Source organism: Streptomyces sp. YIM 121038 (genome assembly GCF_006088715.1).
Lineage (GTDB): Bacteria > Actinomycetota > Actinomycetes > Streptomycetales > Streptomycetaceae > Streptomyces.
Genome location: NZ_CP030771.1, coordinates 2251220 through 2268384, shown reverse-complemented (window position 1 = coordinate 2268384; position 17165 = coordinate 2251220). Strand labels below are relative to the sequence as shown.

Genomic DNA, 17165 nt, shown 5'->3' with positions numbered 1-17165 from the left:
ACGCGCAGCTTCCCCACCCACCACACCCCAACGGCGCTCACACGACGCCGATCCGCCCAGCCGCACACACGACCCGAGCCAACTCCTCATGGCAGATGTCACTGTGCGCCCCGGAAGGAGGGCCACCCCGCCGCACCACCGCGGCGGCGTCCACGCTCACGCACCCCCGCCGGGGCAGGGCGGCGCCCAGCCGCACGCGCCGGGCGCCGTCCGTGGCTTGGATTCCGTCGAACCCGACGGCGCCCCACCGCTCCCACAGGGCGAGGAAGCTCGCGGAGTCCCCGGCGAGCTTGGAGGCGAGCGGATAGAGCTTGCCGAGGGCGTCGTCGTGCGACGAGTAGCAGGCGACCAGCGGCCCGTCGACCCGCTGCTGCACCCCGTGCAGGGCGCCGCCGCGCGACCGGTCGTGCGGCAGCCGCTCGCTGAACGCGTAGTGCGAGAAGGCCCCTTGCAGCAGCGTCGCCGACTTCACACCGCCCGCCCCGGCGGGCATGCCGCGCAGCCCGTACGACACCAGGCGGGCGCCGAAGCTGTGCCCGATCAGATGCACCCGCAGGCGGGGCACACGGGCGCAGAGCAGTCCGAGCGCGGGCCCGAGGCCGAGCTGGCCGACGGCTCCCGCGCGGCGCTTCATCGCGTAGTAGGAGCCCTGGCGCAGCAGCTCGCGGGCGCCGTGCCAGAGCCGTTTGCGCAGCCCGCCGAGGAGTTCGGGGCAGCCCGCGCTCTCCAGGGCGGCGGTCAGGACCTCGCAGACCTCGACGGCGTCGTCGGTGAGCATCGCGGGCTCGCCCGCGCCCGTGTCGTCGGCGAACTCGTGCGCGGGGCCGGTCTCGGGCACCGCCACCAGGTCGCGCACGTGCCGTGCGAACTCGTCGAGCCGGGAGCGGACCTCGGAGCGCTCCTCCAGCAACCGGGCCATGCGGTCCAGCCGGGCCGCCTGCGCGGGGCCCGGGAACACCTGGGCGAGCAGCCGCCGCGTCGGCTCGTCGAGCGTGGGCGGCGCGGCGGTCCCGGTGACGCCGGTGACGCCGGTGACGCCGGGGGCCCCGGCGGTCGCGGACGGCTCGAAGTCAGGGATGCGCTCGTCGGGGAAGCGCATCGAGGGCCACAGCACGCCGACGTAACCGAGGCGGACGTCCGGGCCTGTGAGTGAGGCGAAGGGGGTGAAGAAGCGCTGGTACAACGCGCGGGCACGCCGCTGGTCGTTGTTCCAGCCGTGCGCGAACACCAAGAGGTCGGTGACGCGCTTGTCCTCCGCGCCGGACAGGAGCCGGTCGCGCTGCGCGGCGTCGACGTCCCCGTCGGCGTCGAAGGTCAACTCCCAGTAGGGCTCCACGTCCACCATCGTCCCGCCGCACGGGGTCGCTGGCCAGATCTGCGGCATGACATACCGGATGTTTCCCATGATCACGTGACAAGAGGCTAGGGAAACGGGGCGTGGAAACGAGACAGAGAGGCCGGTGCCGTCCCCCGGACGCACCGGCCCCCGCCTAGGAGGGCTGCCGGTGGGCCGCCGTGACGTCGTGCAGATGTATGAGGACGTCGTGGGACGACGCCAGCGAGATCTTGTAGGGACCGTCGGGCCAGCCCGATCCGATGCTGTAGGTCGTCCGGGCCTTCCGGAGCCAGGACCGGGCGGCCTCGGGGGCCGTGCGCAGATCGACGTAGTAGTCGTCGTGGCGGACCTTGTCGAGCGTGTGCTCGTTCATGTCCGGCGTGGCCGGGCCCACCGAGAAGGACTTCCAGGCCGCCTCGCCGTCCGGCTGCGCCATGAAAGCGCCCCGGTCGAAGGTGAAGCCCACGCTCAGGTACTTCTTGCCGAGGCGGTCGCGCAGGAAGGCGCCCTGCATCTTGGGATAGCGCGGGTCGTACGAGGCGTACCCGACATGGGCGTTGTGCGCCGAGAGCAGGACCTTCGTGCCCGTGTACCGCTGCCACCAGGCGGTGTTCTCCGCCATGATGCGGTCGCGGTACAGCATGGCGGCGCGGTCGCCCGCCGGGGTGTTCAGCGCGAAGGCGTAGATCCTCGCGGTCTGCTGGACGGACCGGGCGTGGTGCAGGGCCAGGGCGAACCGCTTGCCGCCCCGCTCCGGCTCGCGCGCCTCGAGGAGCCGGTAGGCCGTCCGTGCCCTCTCCGCCAGGCGCTCGCGCTCGGCCTGGGGCCTGCCCATGTGCGCGTCGCCGTCCGTCAGGCGCCGCAGCGGCGCGTACAGCTCGGTGATCCGGGGGAGCAGGTCCGGTTCGTGACGCCGGACGTAGTCCGTCACGCCGTCGTAGAGCTCCTTGCCCGTCTGCGGGTAGTTGAGGTCGTTGCCCATGAAGCGGAGCTGCCGCCGCGGGTGCTCGGCGTTGTACGCGCGCATCCACGAGAGCAGTTCCACATACTCCTCGGTGTCCCAGGGGGTCTTCGCCAGCTCGCGGTGGACGAGCGCGCGCACGTCGCCCGCGCCGCCGCGCACATAGGCGTCGAAGCGCAGTCCGGTCGTCCAGCTGACCTCCTGCGCGAAGGTGGTGAAGCCCTTGTCCTCGACCAGGTGGCGGAAGACCCGGTCCTTCATGGTGAAGAACTCGTGCGAGCCGTGCGTGGCCTCGCCCAGGCCCACCACCGTGGCGCCGCCCACCATCGCGTCCAGCGGCCGCAGGTCCTCGTCCGGACCGCCCGGGGCGGTCGAGCGCAGCGGGTGCGCGACGCGCTCGATGGCCCGCACCGGGTCGCCCTCGCGCGCCGCCGCCCCGGCGCCCTGCGGGGCGACCAGGGCTCCCGCGCCGACCGCGGCCGCCACCACCAGCAGCGGGGCCGTGCGCCGTGCCGTCCGTGTCATGCCGAACCACTCCTCAACTCGCCTGTCGTACGCCCGTCGTGAGCCACTGATCACGATCCCGGGTCCGGCTCCCCGTCACCAGCCGGGAAGCCCCCAGGGCGGGAGGGGGGCCCGCGCACCCTGAGGCCTACCGGAAAACCGGTAGGGGTCCCGCCCCGGCCCCCGCCCCGACACCTGCCCGGCCCCCGCCCTCCGCCCGCCCCGGCCCCCGCCCTCCGCCCGCCCCGGCTCCCGTCCTCCCGCCCGTGCACGGCCGGGACCTCCCCTTCCGCCGAACATACCGACCGGTTAGTCTGCTGCCGCAGCGCGTCAGTGAGGCAGTGTGTTCGAGGCCGAAGGGGAGACCGTGGAGAGCTTGCGGGACAAGGGAGTCGTCGTCACCGGAGCCGGGGGCGGGATCGGGGCCGCGCTGGCCCGCCGCTTCGCCGCGGCCGGGGCCCGCGTCGTCGTCAACGACCTGGACGCCGCCAAGGCCGCCGCCGTCGCCGAGGAGATCGGCGGGTCCGCCGTGCCGGGCGACGCCTCCGGGGTCGTGCCCGGCGCGCTCGCGGCCCTCGACGGCGCCGTCGACGTGTACTGCGCCAACGCGGGCCTGGCGTCCGGCGGTTCCGAGGCCGCCGACGAGCAGGTGTGGGCGAGCGCCTGGGACGTGAACGTCATGGCGCACGTCCGGGCCGCGCACGCGCTGCTGCCCGCCTGGCTGGAGCGCGGCGCGGGCCGGTTCGTGTCCACGGTGTCCGCGGCCGGGCTCCTCACCATGGTGGGCGCCGCCCCGTACAGCGTCACCAAGCACGGCGCGTACGCCTTCGCGGAGTGGCTCTCGCTCACCTACCGCCACCGGGGCCTCAAGGTGCACGCGATCTGCCCGCAGGGCGTGCGCACCGACATGCTCACCGCCGCCGGGTCCGCGGGCGAACTCGTGCTCGTGCCCACCGCCGTCGAGCCGGAGGACGTCGCCGACGCCCTGTTCGCCGGGATGGCCGAGGACCGCTTCCTGATCCTGCCGCACCCCGAGGTCGCGGAGTACTACCAGGCGCGGGCGTCCGCCCCCGACAAGTGGCTCACCAGCATGAACCACATCCAGCGGAAGTGGGAGGCGACGCGGCTCCCGTAGCCGGTCAGTGGGAAGATCCTCCGGCGGGAACCGCGTTGTCTCCGGAGACCGTGTGAACGACCGAACACATCCAGGCGCCCGCGTCAGCGGGCAGCACAGGAAACGGAAGGCAGGTGGCGGCAGTGGCCAGGACGACGGACGGTGACGGCACGCCCGTCCCGCAGCGGCTGCTCGCCGCCGCCACCCGGCTCTTCGCCGACCGCGGCTACGACCGCACGTCCGTGCAGGAGATCGTGGAAGCGGCCGGCGTCACCAAGGGCGCGCTGTACCACTACTTCGGCTCCAAGGACGACCTGCTGCACGAGGTGTACGCCCGCATGCTGCGGGTCCAGCAGGAGCGGCTCGACGCCTTCGCGGACGCGGACGCGCCGGTGGAGCGGCGGCTGCGGGACGCGGCGGCCGACGTCGTGGTGACCACCATCGCCAACCTCGACGACGCCGCGATCTTCTTCCGGTCCATGCACCACCTCAGCCCCGAGAAGCACAAGCAGGTGCGGGCCGAGCGCCGCCGCTACCACGAACGCTTCCGCGCGCTGGTCGAGGAGGGCCAGGAGGCGGGCGTCTTCTCCTCGGCGACCCCCGCGGACCTGGTGGTGGACTACCACTTCGGCTCGGTCCACCACCTGTCCACGTGGTACCGCCCCGACGGCCCGCTGTCCCCGCAACAGGTCGCGGACCACCTGGCGGACCTGCTGCTGAGGGCCCTGCGCCCGTAGCCCCAGCCGTGCGTGATCGTCCCGTCGGGCAGGACGGGAGGACGCGGCCCCGGGCCCCGCCCGCCGCTAGGCGTACCGCTTGAGCTCCCGCCGGGCCAGTGACCGCTGATGCACCTCGTCGGGACCGTCGGCGAGCCGCAGCGTCCGCGCCGCGGCCCACAGCTCCGCCAGCGGGAAGTCCTGGCTCACCCCGCCCGCGCCGTGCAGCTGCACCGCGCTGTCCAGGATGTCGACGACCGCCCGGGGCGTCGCGATCTTGATGGCCTGGATCTCCGTGTGCGCGCCCTTGTTGCCCACGGTGTCCATCAGCCACGCCGTCTTGAGCACGAGCAGCCGCAGCTGCTCCACCGTGACGCGCGCGTCGGCGATCCACTGCTGTACGACGCCCTGCCGGGCCAGCGGCTTGCCGAACGCGGTGCGGTCCAGGGCCCTGCGGCACATCAGCTCGATCGCCCGCTCGGCCATGCCGATGAGCCGCATGCAGTGGTGGATGCGCCCAGGACCGAGCCGTGCCTGGGCGATGGCGAAGCCGCCGCCCTCCTCGCCGACGAGGTGCGTCACGGGCACGCGCGCGTGGTCGAAGACGACCTCGGCGTGCCCTCCGTGGGAGTGGTCCTCGTACCCGTACACCGTCATGGCGCGGCGCACCTCGACGCCGGGGGTGTCGCGGGGGACGAGGACCATCGACTGCTGGCGGCGGATGTCGGGGCCTTCCGGGTCCGTCTTGCCCATGACGATGAAGACCTCGCAGCGCGGGTTCATCGCCCCGGAGATGTACCACTTGCGGCCCGTGATCTCGTACGCGTCGCCGTCGCGCCGGATGTGCGTGGTGATGTTCGTGGCGTCGGAGGAGGCCACCTCCGGCTCCGTCATCGCGAACGCCGAGCGGATCTCGCCCGCGAGCAGCGGCGCGAGCCAGCGCTTCCGCTGCTCGCCGGTGCCGAACTGGGCGAGCACCTCCATGTTGCCGGTGTCCGGCGCCGCGCAGTTCAGGGCGGTGGGCGCCAAGTGCGGGCTGCGGCCGGTGATTTCCGCGAGGGGCGCGTACTGGAGGTTCGTCAGGCCCGCGCCGTGCTCGGCGTCCGGCAGGAAGAGGTTCCACAGGCCCTGGCGGCGGGCCTCGGCCTTCAGGTCCTCGACCACGGCGGGAGTGTCCCACGGGGAGGCGAGGCGGGCGCGCTGTTCGTCGGCGACCTTCTCGGCCGGGTACACGTACGCGTCCATGAAGGCGAGCAGCCTGCCGCGCAGTTCTTCGGTACGGGCGTCGAATGCGAAGTCCATGGGTGCGGATCAGCCTTCCTGGAGGGTGGTCAGGCCGTGCTCGATGAACAGGGGCACCAGTTCGCCGATGCGGTCGAAGCCCGGGCCGACCGTCTGGCCCTGGGTGTAGCGGTAGTGGATGCCCTCCAGGATCACGGCGAGCTTGAACCAGGCGAACGCGGTGTACCAGGAGACCGCGGAGACGTCGCGCCCGGAGCGGGCCGCGTACCGCTCGATCAGCTCGGCCGGATCCGGGTGTCCCGGAGCGCCCGCCGCGGTGCTGACGGGGGAGTCGGGCACCTCCAGGCGCACGCTGTACATCACCAGGAGCCCCAGGTCCGTCAGCGGGTCGCCGAGGGTCGACATCTCCCAGTCGAGGACGGCCGCGATCCGGTCCGTCCCGGACGTGGAGTCGATCAGGACGTTGTCCAGGCGGTAGTCGCCGTGGACGACGGCGGGCGCGGGCGACGCGGGCAGCGCCCGCCCGAGCGCCGCGTGCAGCTCGTCGATGCCGGCGAGCTCGCGGCCGCGCGAGGCCGCGAGCTGCTTGCCCCAGCGGCGCAGCTGCCGGTCGAGGAAGCCCTCGGGCCGCCCGAAGTCGGCGAGCCCCACCGCCTCCGGGTCCACGGCGTGCAGGTCCACGAGCGCGTCGACCAGGCCGAGCACCGTGGCCCGGGTGCGCTCGGGCCCGAGCGGAGCGAGCTGCTCCGCCGTGCGGTACGGCGTGCCCTCGACGAACTCCATGACGTAGAAGGGCGCCCCGACGACCGACTCGTCCTCGCACAGCAGCACGGGGCGTGGCACCGGTACGGCGGTCGGGTGCAGCGCGCTGATCACCCGGTGCTCGCGCCGCATGTCGTGCGCGGTGGCCAGGACGTGGCCGAGCGGCGGGCGGCGCACCACCCAGCGGGCGGCCCCGTCCGTGACGGCGTACGTGAGGTTGGACCGGCCGCCTTCGACGAGGCGGGCCGTGAGCGGGCCGCCGCCGAGCAGTCCCGGGCGCGCGCGGTCGAGGTGGCCGCGGAGCCGGTCGAGGTCGAGGCCGGGCGGGTGGTCTGCGCTCATGGGCGGTCGCTCCTGATCGTGGACGGGCACGTGCGGACGGACGGGCGTCGAACCGGTGGCAAACGCGCTGGCGTTCATGATGCCGACCAGTCGGTATGTCGTCCAGAGGGGGTGCTCGAACGTGATCAGGATCGCGGCCGCCGCCACGGGCGCGGGCTCGGCGGAGGCGTGTGTGGGGGGCGGGCCCGGCGAGTGCGCGCCGGGGTGCGGCGGGGCGGGCTCAGGCGGTCAGTGGTCGTCCCAGTGGCCGTCGTGGGCCGCGTGCCGGTGTCCGTCGTGCACGTAGTCCACGTGGTCGCCGTGCGGCACGGAGGCGTGCCCGCAGTCCGTGCCGTGCTGGTGGTCGTGCCCCTCGTGCGCGACGTGGCCGCCCGGCTCGCACTCGTCGTAGTGGCCGCCGTGCGCGCGGTGCAGATGGCCGTCGTGCGCGTAGTCGACGTGGTCGCCGTGCGGGACCTCTGGGTGGCCGCAGGCGGGGCCGTGCGCGTGGTCGTGGGCGGTGTGTTCCTGATGGGCGACGGTCATGGGATGTGCCTCCCGGAGAGGGGCCTGATGACCCTCTCAGGCTAGTCCTCGATGCCCCTTTGGTCCCGTTGTGTCAGCGTGCTGCGTAGTGTCATGACTGCGTGAGGCGACTCGATGAAAGCGATCAGCTACCGCGCGTACGGCGGTGCCGAGGTCCTGGAGTACGGCGACGTGCGCGACCCGAAGGTCGGCCCGGACTCCGTCCTGGTCAAGGTCCGGGCCGCGGCCGTCAACCCGGTCGACCACAAGTGCCGCGAGGGCTACCTGGACGCCGTCCTGGACCCGGTCTTCCCGGTGATCCCCGGCTGGGACGTGGCGGGCGTGGTGGTCCAGCCCGGCGTCGCCGTCCCGGAGTTCGCCGTCGGCGACGAGGTCATCGGCTACGTGCGCGAGGACTTCCTGTCCCGGGGCACGCTCGCCGAGTACGTGGCCGCGCCCGTGCGCACCCTGGCCCGCAAGCCCCGCAACCTCACCTTCGAGGAGGCCGCGGGCCTGCCGCTGGCCGGGCTCACCGCCTACCAGGTGGTGCACAGGGCGCTCACCGTGGGCGAGGGCGACGTCGTCCTGGTGCACGCGGCCGCGGGCGGCGTCGGCTCCTTCGCCGTCCAGCTGTCCCGGCACGCGGGCGCCCGCGTCATCGGCACCGCGAGCGAGCGCAACCACGCCTATCTGCGGGAGCTGGGCGCCGAGCCCGTCACCTACGGCGAGGGCCTCGCCGAGCGGGTGCGCGCCCTCGCCCCCGAGGGCGTCGACGCCGCCTTCGACACCATCGGCGGCGACACGCTGAGGGTCTCCGCCGAGCTGCTCGCGCCCGGCGGCCGCCTCGCCTCCGTCGCCGACGGCTCCGTGATCGGCCTGGGCGGGCAGTACTGCTTCGTCCGCCCCGACGCGGACGACCTGCGGCACCTCACCGAACTCGCGGAGCAGGACGTGCTCACCGTCCACGTCGACGCGACGTTCCCGCTGGAGCGGGCCGCGGACGCGCACCGCCTGAGCGAACAGGGGCGCACCCGAGGGAAGATCGTGGTCACCGTGGACTGGGCGGCCGAAGGGGACTAGCCCCCGGCGCCCCGCCGCCGCGTCCTCAGAACAGCGCCACCAGCGCGCACAGCACGAGCGCCCCCGCGCACAGGGCCGCCGCCGTCGCCGCCCGCGCGTCCAGCGCGCGCGGGCGCGCCACCGCGAGCTCCGTGATCCTGCGGTGCGCCACCGCGAGGAAGCCGAGCCAGAGCAGCAGGGTCAGCGCGCACGCCGCGACGCCCGCCGCCGACGGGCCGTGGTGCAGGGCCGTCCGCGCCGCGAGCACCGCGACGACCGTGCAGGTCAGCGTCGTACGCCGCCACGCGAGCCGGGTGCGCTCGGGCTGGAGGCCCGGGTCCCGGACCGCGAAGGAGCCCTCCGGCACCGCCCCCGTCACCCTTCCCAGCCGAACAGCACGACCGCCACCATCGCGAGGGCGACCACCGCCACCGCGAGGCCGAGCAGCGCGGGGAAGCGCGAGACCGGGAGGTCCTCGCCGCGCCGCATGGCCCGCTCGCACCGCACCCAGTGGTCGACCGCCCGCAGCGCGCACAGCACCCCGGCGCCGAGCAGCGCGAGCGCGAGCCCGACGCGGGCGCCCCAGCGCAGGTCGGGCAGGAACTGGTCCACGGCGAAGCCGCCGCCGACCAGCGCCAGCGCGGTGCGCAGCCAGGCCAGGAAGGTGCGCTCGTTGGCCAGGGAGAAGCGGTAGTCCGGAGTGTCGCCCTCGTTCCGCAGCCCGGCGGGGCTGAACCACAGCCGCAGCCCCTGCCGACCGCCGCCCCCCTTCCCGGGCCCCGCCGGGGCCTGTTCCTCTCTGTGTCCGCTCGTCATCGTGTCGCCCGGAAGTCGCGCAGGCGCCGGTACGCGTCCAGGCCGTCCGGCACCCACGCCCACTCCTCGGCGCGGCGCGCGAGTTCCCCGTCGGTCAGGAAGTCGTGCCAGGCGACCTCCTCCACCTGTGGATCCACCGGGCCCGCGCAGCGGACCTCGTAGAGGTACGACCACCAGGTGCGGCCCGCCCCGTCGTCGTACAGGAACTTGAACAGCGGGGTGGGGCGGGGGAGTCCGCGGACGCCGAGCTCCTCCTGGGCCTCGCGCAGGGCCGCGTCGTCGTAGGACTCGCCCGCGCCGACGACGCCGCCGACGAACATGTCGTACAGGGAGGGGAAGACGAGCTTCGTGGCGGTGCGGCGGTGCACGAAGACGCGGCCCTCCGCGTCGCGGGCCTCGATGAAGACGCAGCGGTGGCGCAGGCCGCGGGCGTACACCTCGCCGCGCGGGGCCTCGCCGATCACGCGGTCGTGCTCGTCGACGATGGCCAGGATCTCGTCCGCCGGATGCGTGGCGTCAGCACTCATACGGCCATCCTGACAGGTCAGCGCAGGGCAGAGGCCCGCGCCCCGCTGCTCCCGCCGCCCGTGCCCGCGGGCATCGCCGGATGCAGGCCGAGCAGGACGATGCCGGTCACGATCCCGGCGAGGCCCGCCGCCTCCCACGCCAGGGCCGCGGTGTCCGTCCGCAGCCGGTCGCCGAGGAAGCCGACGCCGCAGGCGATGCCCGCGAGGGGCTGGGCGGCGGTGAGCGCGGGCAGGGACATCCGCAGCGGCGCCATCTCGAACGCGCTCTGCACGAGGACGAGCCCGGTGACGCCGAGCACCAGGACCGCGTACGGCTGCCAGCCGCCGAGGAGCTCGGCCCAGCCGCCCGCGACGAACCGCTCCTCGCTGACCCGCGTCAGCGCGTCCTGCACGCCGTAGAGCAGCCCGGCCGCGACGCCGAGCAGCGCGGGCCCGGAGCCGAGGGGGGACTTCTTCGCCAGTGCGGCCAGGGCCAGGGCCCCGCCGGTCATCACGCCGAGGACCAGCCAGTGCCGCAGCGGATCGGGGTCGGCGGCGCCGCCGCGCGGTTCGCCCGCCACGATGAAGGCCGTCACACCGCCCGCGAGCAGCGCGAGCCCGGCCCAGCCCTGGCGGCCGAGCGGCTGCTTGGTCTGGTGCCGCGAGAGCGCGAGGGCGAACAGCAGGTTCGTGGCGAGCAGCGGCTCCACCAGGGTGACCTCGCCCTCCCCGAGCGCGAGGGCGCCGAGCACCATGCCGCACACCATCAGGCCGATGCCGCCCAGCCAGCGCGGCACCCGCACCAGGTCGAGCAGGAGGCGCGGCGAGAGGAAGTCGCCGAGCGGGGCCCGCTGGGCGGCGTTCTGCTGGAGCACGAAGCCGACGCCGAGGCAGCAGGCCGCGGCGACGGACAGAAGCAGGACCAGAACCGACACGTGAGGTACCTCGGACTCGGCGGCGGTCGGGCAAGCGGTACCCGGCCGACGATAGCGGCCCCCGCCCGGCCCCCGCCCGGCCCCCGCCCGGCCCCCGCCCGGTCCTGGGCCGTGCCGTGGCGGGCCAGGCACGGGTATCCCGTACCGGACTGTTGACGTCCGGCCCGGCGCTATCCAGGATCTGACCCACGGGTAACACGCGTCCGCGCGCACGCGCCACCGCCGGCGGACGCACCGCCCCGCCACTGCTCGGCGCGCCCGACCGAGGGCCGAGCCGGATGTCGAGAAGGAGCCGTCATGGCCTACGACGCGGACGTCATCGTGATCGGCGCGGGGCTCGCCGGGCTCACGGCCACCGCCGAGCTCGTCGACGCGGGGCGCAGGGTGATCCTGGTCGACCAGGAGCCGGAGCAGTCCCTGGGCGGGCAGGCCCACTGGTCCTTCGGCGGGCTCTTCTTCGTCGGCTCCCCCGAGCAGCGGCGCATGCGGATCAAGGACCACCGCGAACTCGCCCTCCAGGACTGGATGGGCACGGCCGCCTTCGACCGCGAGGAGGACCACTGGCCGCGCGAGTGGGCCAAGGCGTACGTGGACTTCGCGTGCGGCGAGAAGCGGGCCTGGCTGCACGGCCTCGGCGTGCGGTTCTTCCCGGTCGTCGGCTGGGCCGAGCGCGGCGGCTACGACGCCCAGGGGCACGGCAACTCCGTGCCGCGCTTCCACATCACGTGGGGGACGGGCCCCGGACTGCTCGCCCCGTTCGTGCGCCGCGTGCGCGAGGGCGTCGAGCGCGGCCTCGTCCAGCTGAGGTTCCGCCACCGCGTCACCGGCCTCGGCCGCAGCGCGGGCGTGGTCGACACCGTGACCGGCGAGGTCCTCGAGCCCTCGACGGCCGAGCGCGGCACGGCCAGCAGCCGCGAGGTCACCGGGTCCTTCGAGTTCCGCGCCCAAGCGGTGATCGTCACCTCCGGCGGCATCGGCGGCAACCACGACCTGGTCCGCGCCAACTGGCCCGAGCGGCTCGGCAGCCCGCCCGCGAAGATGCTCTCCGGGGTGCCCGCGCACGTCGACGGCCTGATGCTCGGCATCGCCGAGCGGGCGGGCGCGCGCCTGATCAACCGCGACCGCATGTGGCACTACACCGAGGGCATCGAGAACTGGAACCCCATCTGGGCCGGGCACGGCATCCGCATCCTGCCGGGCCCGTCCTCACTGTGGCTGGACGCGCGCGGCGACCGGCTGCCCGTGCCGCTGTTCCCCGGCTTCGACACCCTGGGCACGCTCGGCCACATCATGGGCACCGGGTACGACCACACGTGGTTCGTGCTCAACCAGCGCGTCATCGGCAAGGAGTTCACCCTGTCGGGCTCCGAGCAGAACCCCGACCTGACCGGCAAGTCCGTACGCGGGGTCATCGAGCGGGCGCGGGCCGACGTACCCGGACCGGTGCGGGCGTTCATGGACCACGGCGTCGACTTCGTCGTGGAGAAGGACCTCGGATCCCTGGTGCGCGGCATGAACGCGCTCACCAAGGAACCCCTCATCGACGAGGCGGCCCTGCACCGCACGATCGCCGCCCGTGACCGCGAGGTCATCAACCCCTTCACCAAGGACCTCCAGGTCATGGCCATCCGTGGCGCGCGCAAATTCCTCGGCGACCGGCTGATCCGCTCCGCCGCGCCGCACCGCCTCCTCGACCCCGGCGCGGGGCCGCTGATCGCGGTGCGTCTGAACATCCTCACGCGCAAGACGCTCGGCGGCCTGGAGACCAATCTGTCCGCGCGCGTCCTGCGGGAGGGCGGGGAACCGCTGCCGGGCGTGTACGCCGCGGGCGAGGCCGCCGGGTTCGGCGGCGGCGGAGTGCACGGCTACCGCTCCCTGGAGGGCACCTTCCTCGGCGGCTGCCTCTTCTCGGGGCGCGCCGCGGGGCGTGCGGCTGCAAAGGCCGTCGACTAGCGGGGCGTTGGCGGCGGCGCCGCGCCGGGCGGCCGCCGCCCCGAGGGAGCCGCCGCGCGCCGCCCGAACCCGTGAAGGAGTTCGTCAGGGTGCGTGGGAGACGTGTCAAGATGCTTGGGGCGCCTGGGCCTTGACGCGGAGCGCCGCCTACCGGTTGGCTGTGCGAGATCGCCTGCCCGCCTACCGCGTCTCGGGAGGACGCCCGCGGTGTCCCCACCCCCACCACTCGGTCGCTCTCGCAAACGTGCGAGCCACGTCTTCGACGCCGCACTCGACGACGCCGAACTCGTCGCCGCGCGCGCCGCGTTGGCGCAGGGCCGCTGGACCGAGGTGCGGGAGTTGCTCGCCGCCACCGGCGACGACTGGGACCGCCGCGGCCACCGCTGCGACGTGCTCGCCCGCGAGCAGAGCACCACGGCGTGGATCCGCGACTGGCGCCTCGCCGAACCGGAGAGCGCCGACGCCGCCGTGCTGCTCGCCCACGCCGCCGTGCACCGCGCGCTGCGCGGCAAGGAGCGCTCCGAGAAGGCCCGCAGCGCCTGCCGGGAGGCGGCGGCACGCGTCCCCGCCGACCCGACGCCCTGGCTCGCGCTGCTGCTCCTGGAGCGCTCGCTCGGCCACGAGGAGGACGTCGTACGGCTCTTCGACGAGGTCAGGCACCGCCACCCCGAGCACCACCACGCGCACTACCTGATGCTCGCGCGGCTCGCCGAGCGCCGGCCCGGCGCGGGCCAGGACCCGCTGCACGAGGTGTACGACTTCGCCACCTGGGCGGCCGAGCAGGTGCCCGCCCACTCGCCGCTCGCGGTGCTCCCGGTCGTCGCGCACGCCGAGCGCTACCGGGTGCTCGCCGCCGCGGGCAGCGAGAGCCACGACCCGGTCGCCTCCGGGCACTGGTCGAGCCGCCGCGCCCGGCAGGTGATGAAGGCCTCCTTCGACTGGTGGCTCGAATGGGAGACCCCGGGCGGCGCCCCGGCGGGCACCGCCCACCCGCGCGCCTTCGTCGACCTCAACTTCCTCGCCCACGCCACGTTCTGCGAGGGCCGGTCGGCCGAGGCCGCCGCGCTGTTCCACCGCATCGGCCGGCACGCGACCGAAGCGCCCTGGTCGTACCCCGACCGGGACCCGCACGAGGCCTACACCGCCGCGCGGGCCGCCGCGCTCGGCACCGCGTGACGCGTAGGCGGCACCACCCCAGACCGATCGACCCACGACCAGCGGAAAGGACGACCGCGCCATGGCGACGGGCAGTTCGAACGCGAGTGCAAGCAGAGCGGGGCACCCCACGGGACCGGGAACCGGGGCGCACGGCAGGCCCGCCGCGGGCCAGGGGGACATCAACACGTACATGGGCCAGGAGCGGGCGCTGCGCGCGGGCCGCCTCGGCACGGCGGGGCTCCTGCTCTCCGTGCTCGCCGCCACCGGGCCGCTGATGGTGGTCGCGGGCGTCATGCCCACCACGTACGGCGTGATGGGCGTGGTCGGCCAGCCCCTGCTCTTCCTCGCGCTCGGCGTCGTCCTCGCCCTGTTCAGCTTCGGCTACGCGGAGATGAGCAGGCACGTGCACAACGCCGGGGCCTTCTACGCCTACATATCGCGCGGGCTCGGCGGCACCGCGGGCGCGGGCGCCTCCGCCGTCGCGCTCGTCGCCTACAGCGCGCTCCAGGCGGGCCTGTACGGCCTGCTGGGCTTCGAGGTGTCCGGGCTGCTCGCCGAGTACGCGGACACCACCGTCGCCTGGTGGATCCCGGCGCTCGTGACCGTGGCCCTCGTCGCCGTGCTCGGCTGGCTGAAGATCGACCTCAACGCGCGCGTGCTGGGTGTGCTGCTGCTCGTGGAGGTCGCCCTCGTCGTCATCTTCGACGTCGCCGCCCTGGCCGACCCCGCCGCCGAGGGCGTGTCCCTGCACGCCTTCAACCCCGACACGCTCACCGGCGCGGGCGTCGCCACCTCCCTGTGCTTCTGCATCGCCGCGTTCACCGGCTTCGAGCAGGCGCCCGTGTACGCGGAGGAGACCAGCCGCCCCCAGGTCGTCGTGGCCCGCGTGATGTTCTTCGCCGTGGGGTTCGTCGCCGTCTTCTTCGCGCTCAGCTCCTGGGCGCTCACGGTGGCCGCGGGGCCCTCGGGCATCGTGCCCGCCGCGCGCGAACAGAGCGCGGGCCTGCTCTTCGGCCTCACCGAGTCCCGGCTCGGCGGCACCTTCACCGACGTCCTGCACGTCCTGTTCGTGACCGGCATGTTCGCGGCGGTCCTCAGCTTCCACAACGTGGTCGCGCGGTACGCGTTCGCGATGGGCCGCGAGGGCCTGCTCCCGGCCGCCTTCGGCCGGACCAGCAGCGCGAGCGGCGCGCCCGGCACCGGCTCGCTGCTGCAGACCGTGGTGGCCGCCGCCGTGGTGGTGGGCTTCGCCGTCGCCGACGACAAGCCCGCGGGCGATCCCACCGCGCCCGTCCTGCACCTGTTCACCTGGGGCGGCAACGTCGGCGCGCTCGGCGTGCTGCTGCTCATGGCCACCGCGTCCGTGGCGGTCATCGTCTTCTTCGTGCGCCGCGGGGCCGCGCGCGCCCAGCTCTGGCGCCTGGTGGCCTCCGGGCTCGCGGCCGTCGCCCTGCTGGTCATCGCGGGCTACACCGTCAAGGACTTCGACATCCTCGTCTCCGCGGGGCCCGGCTCCGCCCTGCCCTGGCTGCTGCCCGGCGTCATCGCGGCGGCGGCGGTCATCGGCCTCGCCCACGGCGCCTACCTCCGCGCCCGCAGGCCCGCGGCCCACGCCCGCATCGGCCTGGGCAACGAGGCCTTCCAACTGGAGAAGGCCGCGACGACGCCGCCTCCGGGGGCCTAGGGCCGGTCCGGGGCGTGCCGAAAGGCCGCCGCCCACCCGCCCCGGGAAGGGGGGGGCGGACGGGCGGCGGCCTCGGTTCCGGTACGGCGCGGCCGGAGTCACAGCACGAGCGAAAGCAGCAGCACGAACCCGAGCGCCACCACCGAGATGATCGTCTCCATCACCGACCACGTCTTGATCGTCTGGCCGACGTCCAGGCCGAAGTACTCCTTCACCAGCCAGAACCCGGCGTCGTTCACATGGCTGAAGAAGAGCGAGCCCGCACCGATCGCCAGGACGAGCAGGGCCGTGTGCGAGGTGGACATGTCCGCCGCGAGCGGCGCCACGAGCCCCGCCGCCGAGATCGTCGCCACGGTCGCGGAGCCCGTCGCGAGCCGGATCGCGACGGCGATCAGCCAGGCGAGCAGCAGCGCGGGGATGGACCAGTCCTCGGAGAAGTCGAGGATCATCTGCCCGACCCCGACGTCGATGAGCGTCTGCTTGAAGCCGCCGCCCGCGCCGACGATCATCAGGACGCCCGCGATGGGCGCGAGCGACTTCTCGACGGTCGTGGAGAGCCGCTCCTTGGTGAAGCCCGCGGCCCGTCCCAGCGTGAACATGCCCACGAGCACGGCCGCGAGCAGCGCGATCAGCGGCGACCCGACGACGTCGAAGACGCGCTGCACGGTCGCGTCGGGGTCGTCCACGACGATGTCGACCAGCGCCTTGGAGAGCATGAGGACGACGGGCAGCAGCACGGTGGCGACCGTGACGCCGAACCCGGGCCGCTTCTCCAGTTCCTCCGAGGCCCGCTGCGGAATCATCTTCTCCGGCGGTGCCACGTCCACCCAGCGCGCGGCGACCTTGGAGAACACCGGCCCCGCGATGATCACGGTGGGGACGGCGACGAGCACACCGAGGGCCAGCGTCACGCCGAGGTTGGCCTGTACCGCGTCGATGGCGACGAGCGGGCCGGGGTGCGGCGGGATCAGGCCGTGCATCACGGACAGACCGGCGAGCGCGGGGATGCCGATCCGCATCAGCGAGTAGTTGCCGCGCTGGGCGACCATGAGCACCACCGGGATCAGCAGGACGATGCCGACCTCGAAGAAGAGCGGAAGCCCGATCACCGAGGCGATCAGGACCATGGCCCACGGCATGGCCCGGCCGCCGGAACCCCCGGCCCTGGCCAGGATCGTGTCCACGATCTGGTCGGCGCCGCCGGAGTCCGCGAGCAGCTTGCCGAGGATCGCACCGAGCGCGATGAGCACGCCCACGCCCGCCACGGTGTTGCCGAGCCCGGTCGTGAAGCTGGCGATGGCCTTGTCGAGCGGGGCCCCGGCGAAGGCGCCGAGGGCCAGCGAGCCGATGGTCAGCGCCAGGAAGGCGTGGACCTTGAACTTCGTGATGAGCAGGACGATGACGGCGATGCCCGCGAGGACGGCGAGGCCGAGCTGGGCATGGCCCGCCGAGGTGATCGGTTCGACGGGGTCCGCTGCCAGCATCTCGACGCTGAGACTGGTCACGGTGGTTCCTTGTGCGTGTGGGCGTACGTCGGCGTGTGGGCGTACGTACGTGAGGGGGCGGGGAAGGG

The 17165-nt window shown here is 74.0% G+C and carries 16 protein-coding genes; 6 read left to right on the top strand and 10 right to left on the bottom strand.

Annotation, left to right across the window (positions count from 1 at the left end):
• Positions 1-37: 37 nt before the first annotated feature.
• Positions 38-1405: a serine-threonine protein kinase gene (locus C9F11_RS09215; RefSeq protein ID WP_346347236.1), complete on the bottom strand. Its 1368-nt coding sequence runs from the start codon at positions 1403-1405 to the stop codon at positions 38-40.
• An 85-nt stretch (positions 1406-1490) separates the two neighbouring features.
• Positions 1491-2822 (bottom strand): erythromycin esterase family protein, encoded by a 1332-nt coding sequence (locus tag C9F11_RS09210; RefSeq protein ID WP_138958791.1) that lies wholly within the window; start codon positions 2820-2822, stop codon positions 1491-1493.
• A 346-nt stretch (positions 2823-3168) separates the two neighbouring features.
• Here C9F11_RS09210 and C9F11_RS09200 point away from each other — a divergent pair, with 346 nt between their 5' ends.
• Positions 3169-3936, top strand: coding sequence for an SDR family NAD(P)-dependent oxidoreductase (locus tag C9F11_RS09200; RefSeq protein WP_138966258.1), 768 nt, complete (start codon positions 3169-3171; stop codon positions 3934-3936).
• 122 nt (positions 3937-4058) lie between these two features.
• Entirely contained in the window at positions 4059-4652 is a 594-nt protein-coding gene (locus C9F11_RS09195) for a TetR/AcrR family transcriptional regulator (protein WP_138958790.1), read from the top strand.
• 66 nt (positions 4653-4718) lie between these two features.
• On the opposite strand, the gene C9F11_RS09190 is transcribed toward C9F11_RS09195, so the two are convergent.
• From C9F11_RS09190 to C9F11_RS09180, 3 genes are all read right to left on the bottom strand, one after another.
• Entirely contained in the window at positions 4719-5933 is a 1215-nt protein-coding gene (locus C9F11_RS09190) for an acyl-CoA dehydrogenase family protein (RefSeq protein ID WP_138958789.1), read from the bottom strand.
• 9 nt (positions 5934-5942) lie between these two features.
• The gene (locus C9F11_RS09185; protein ID WP_138958788.1) at positions 5943-6977 is read right to left on the bottom strand and encodes a phosphotransferase family protein; all 1035 of its coding nucleotides are present in this window, start codon (positions 6975-6977) and stop codon (positions 5943-5945) included.
• A gap of 228 nt (positions 6978-7205) precedes the next feature.
• Positions 7206-7502: a hypothetical protein gene (locus C9F11_RS09180; RefSeq protein WP_138958787.1), complete on the bottom strand. Its 297-nt coding sequence runs from the start codon at positions 7500-7502 to the stop codon at positions 7206-7208.
• A 114-nt stretch (positions 7503-7616) separates the two neighbouring features.
• Here C9F11_RS09180 and C9F11_RS09175 point away from each other — a divergent pair, with 114 nt between their 5' ends.
• Complete coding sequence (locus tag C9F11_RS09175) at positions 7617-8561, top strand: NADP-dependent oxidoreductase (RefSeq protein ID WP_138958786.1); 945 nt, start codon at positions 7617-7619, stop codon at positions 8559-8561.
• A 25-nt stretch (positions 8562-8586) separates the two neighbouring features.
• On the opposite strand, the gene C9F11_RS09170 is transcribed toward C9F11_RS09175, so the two are convergent.
• Genes C9F11_RS09170 through C9F11_RS09155 form a run of 4 tightly spaced genes read right to left on the bottom strand, consistent with a single transcriptional unit; the run spans position 8587 to position 10797 of the window.
• Entirely contained in the window at positions 8587-8907 is a 321-nt protein-coding gene (locus tag C9F11_RS09170) for a DUF202 domain-containing protein (protein ID WP_138958785.1), read from the bottom strand.
• A gap of 8 nt (positions 8908-8915) precedes the next feature.
• Positions 8916-9356, bottom strand: coding sequence for a DUF202 domain-containing protein (locus C9F11_RS09165; protein ID WP_138958784.1), 441 nt, complete (start codon positions 9354-9356; stop codon positions 8916-8918).
• Positions 9353-9883, bottom strand: coding sequence for an NUDIX domain-containing protein (locus C9F11_RS09160; protein WP_138958783.1), 531 nt, complete (start codon positions 9881-9883; stop codon positions 9353-9355). Before C9F11_RS09160 ends, C9F11_RS09165 begins: the two co-directional genes overlap by 4 nt.
• A gap of 17 nt (positions 9884-9900) precedes the next feature.
• Positions 9901-10797, bottom strand: a complete 897-nt coding sequence (locus tag C9F11_RS09155; RefSeq protein ID WP_138958782.1) for a DMT family transporter — start codon at positions 10795-10797, stop codon at positions 9901-9903.
• 297 nt (positions 10798-11094) lie between these two features.
• Here C9F11_RS09155 and C9F11_RS09150 point away from each other — a divergent pair, with 297 nt between their 5' ends.
• From C9F11_RS09150 to C9F11_RS09140, 3 genes are all read left to right on the top strand, one after another.
• Entirely contained in the window at positions 11095-12750 is a 1656-nt protein-coding gene (locus C9F11_RS09150) for an FAD-binding dehydrogenase (protein ID WP_138958781.1), read from the top strand.
• 207 nt (positions 12751-12957) lie between these two features.
• Entirely contained in the window at positions 12958-13926 is a 969-nt protein-coding gene (locus C9F11_RS09145) for a hypothetical protein (protein WP_138958780.1), read from the top strand.
• A gap of 61 nt (positions 13927-13987) precedes the next feature.
• A complete protein-coding gene (locus C9F11_RS09140) occupies positions 13988-15592 on the top strand; it encodes an APC family permease (protein ID WP_138958779.1) in 1605 nt (534 codons plus the stop codon).
• A gap of 98 nt (positions 15593-15690) precedes the next feature.
• Here C9F11_RS09140 and C9F11_RS09135 read toward each other — a convergent pair whose 3' ends face one another.
• Positions 15691-17097: a gluconate:H+ symporter gene (locus C9F11_RS09135; protein ID WP_138958778.1), complete on the bottom strand. Its 1407-nt coding sequence runs from the start codon at positions 17095-17097 to the stop codon at positions 15691-15693.
• Between the last annotated feature and the right edge of the window lie 68 nt (positions 17098-17165).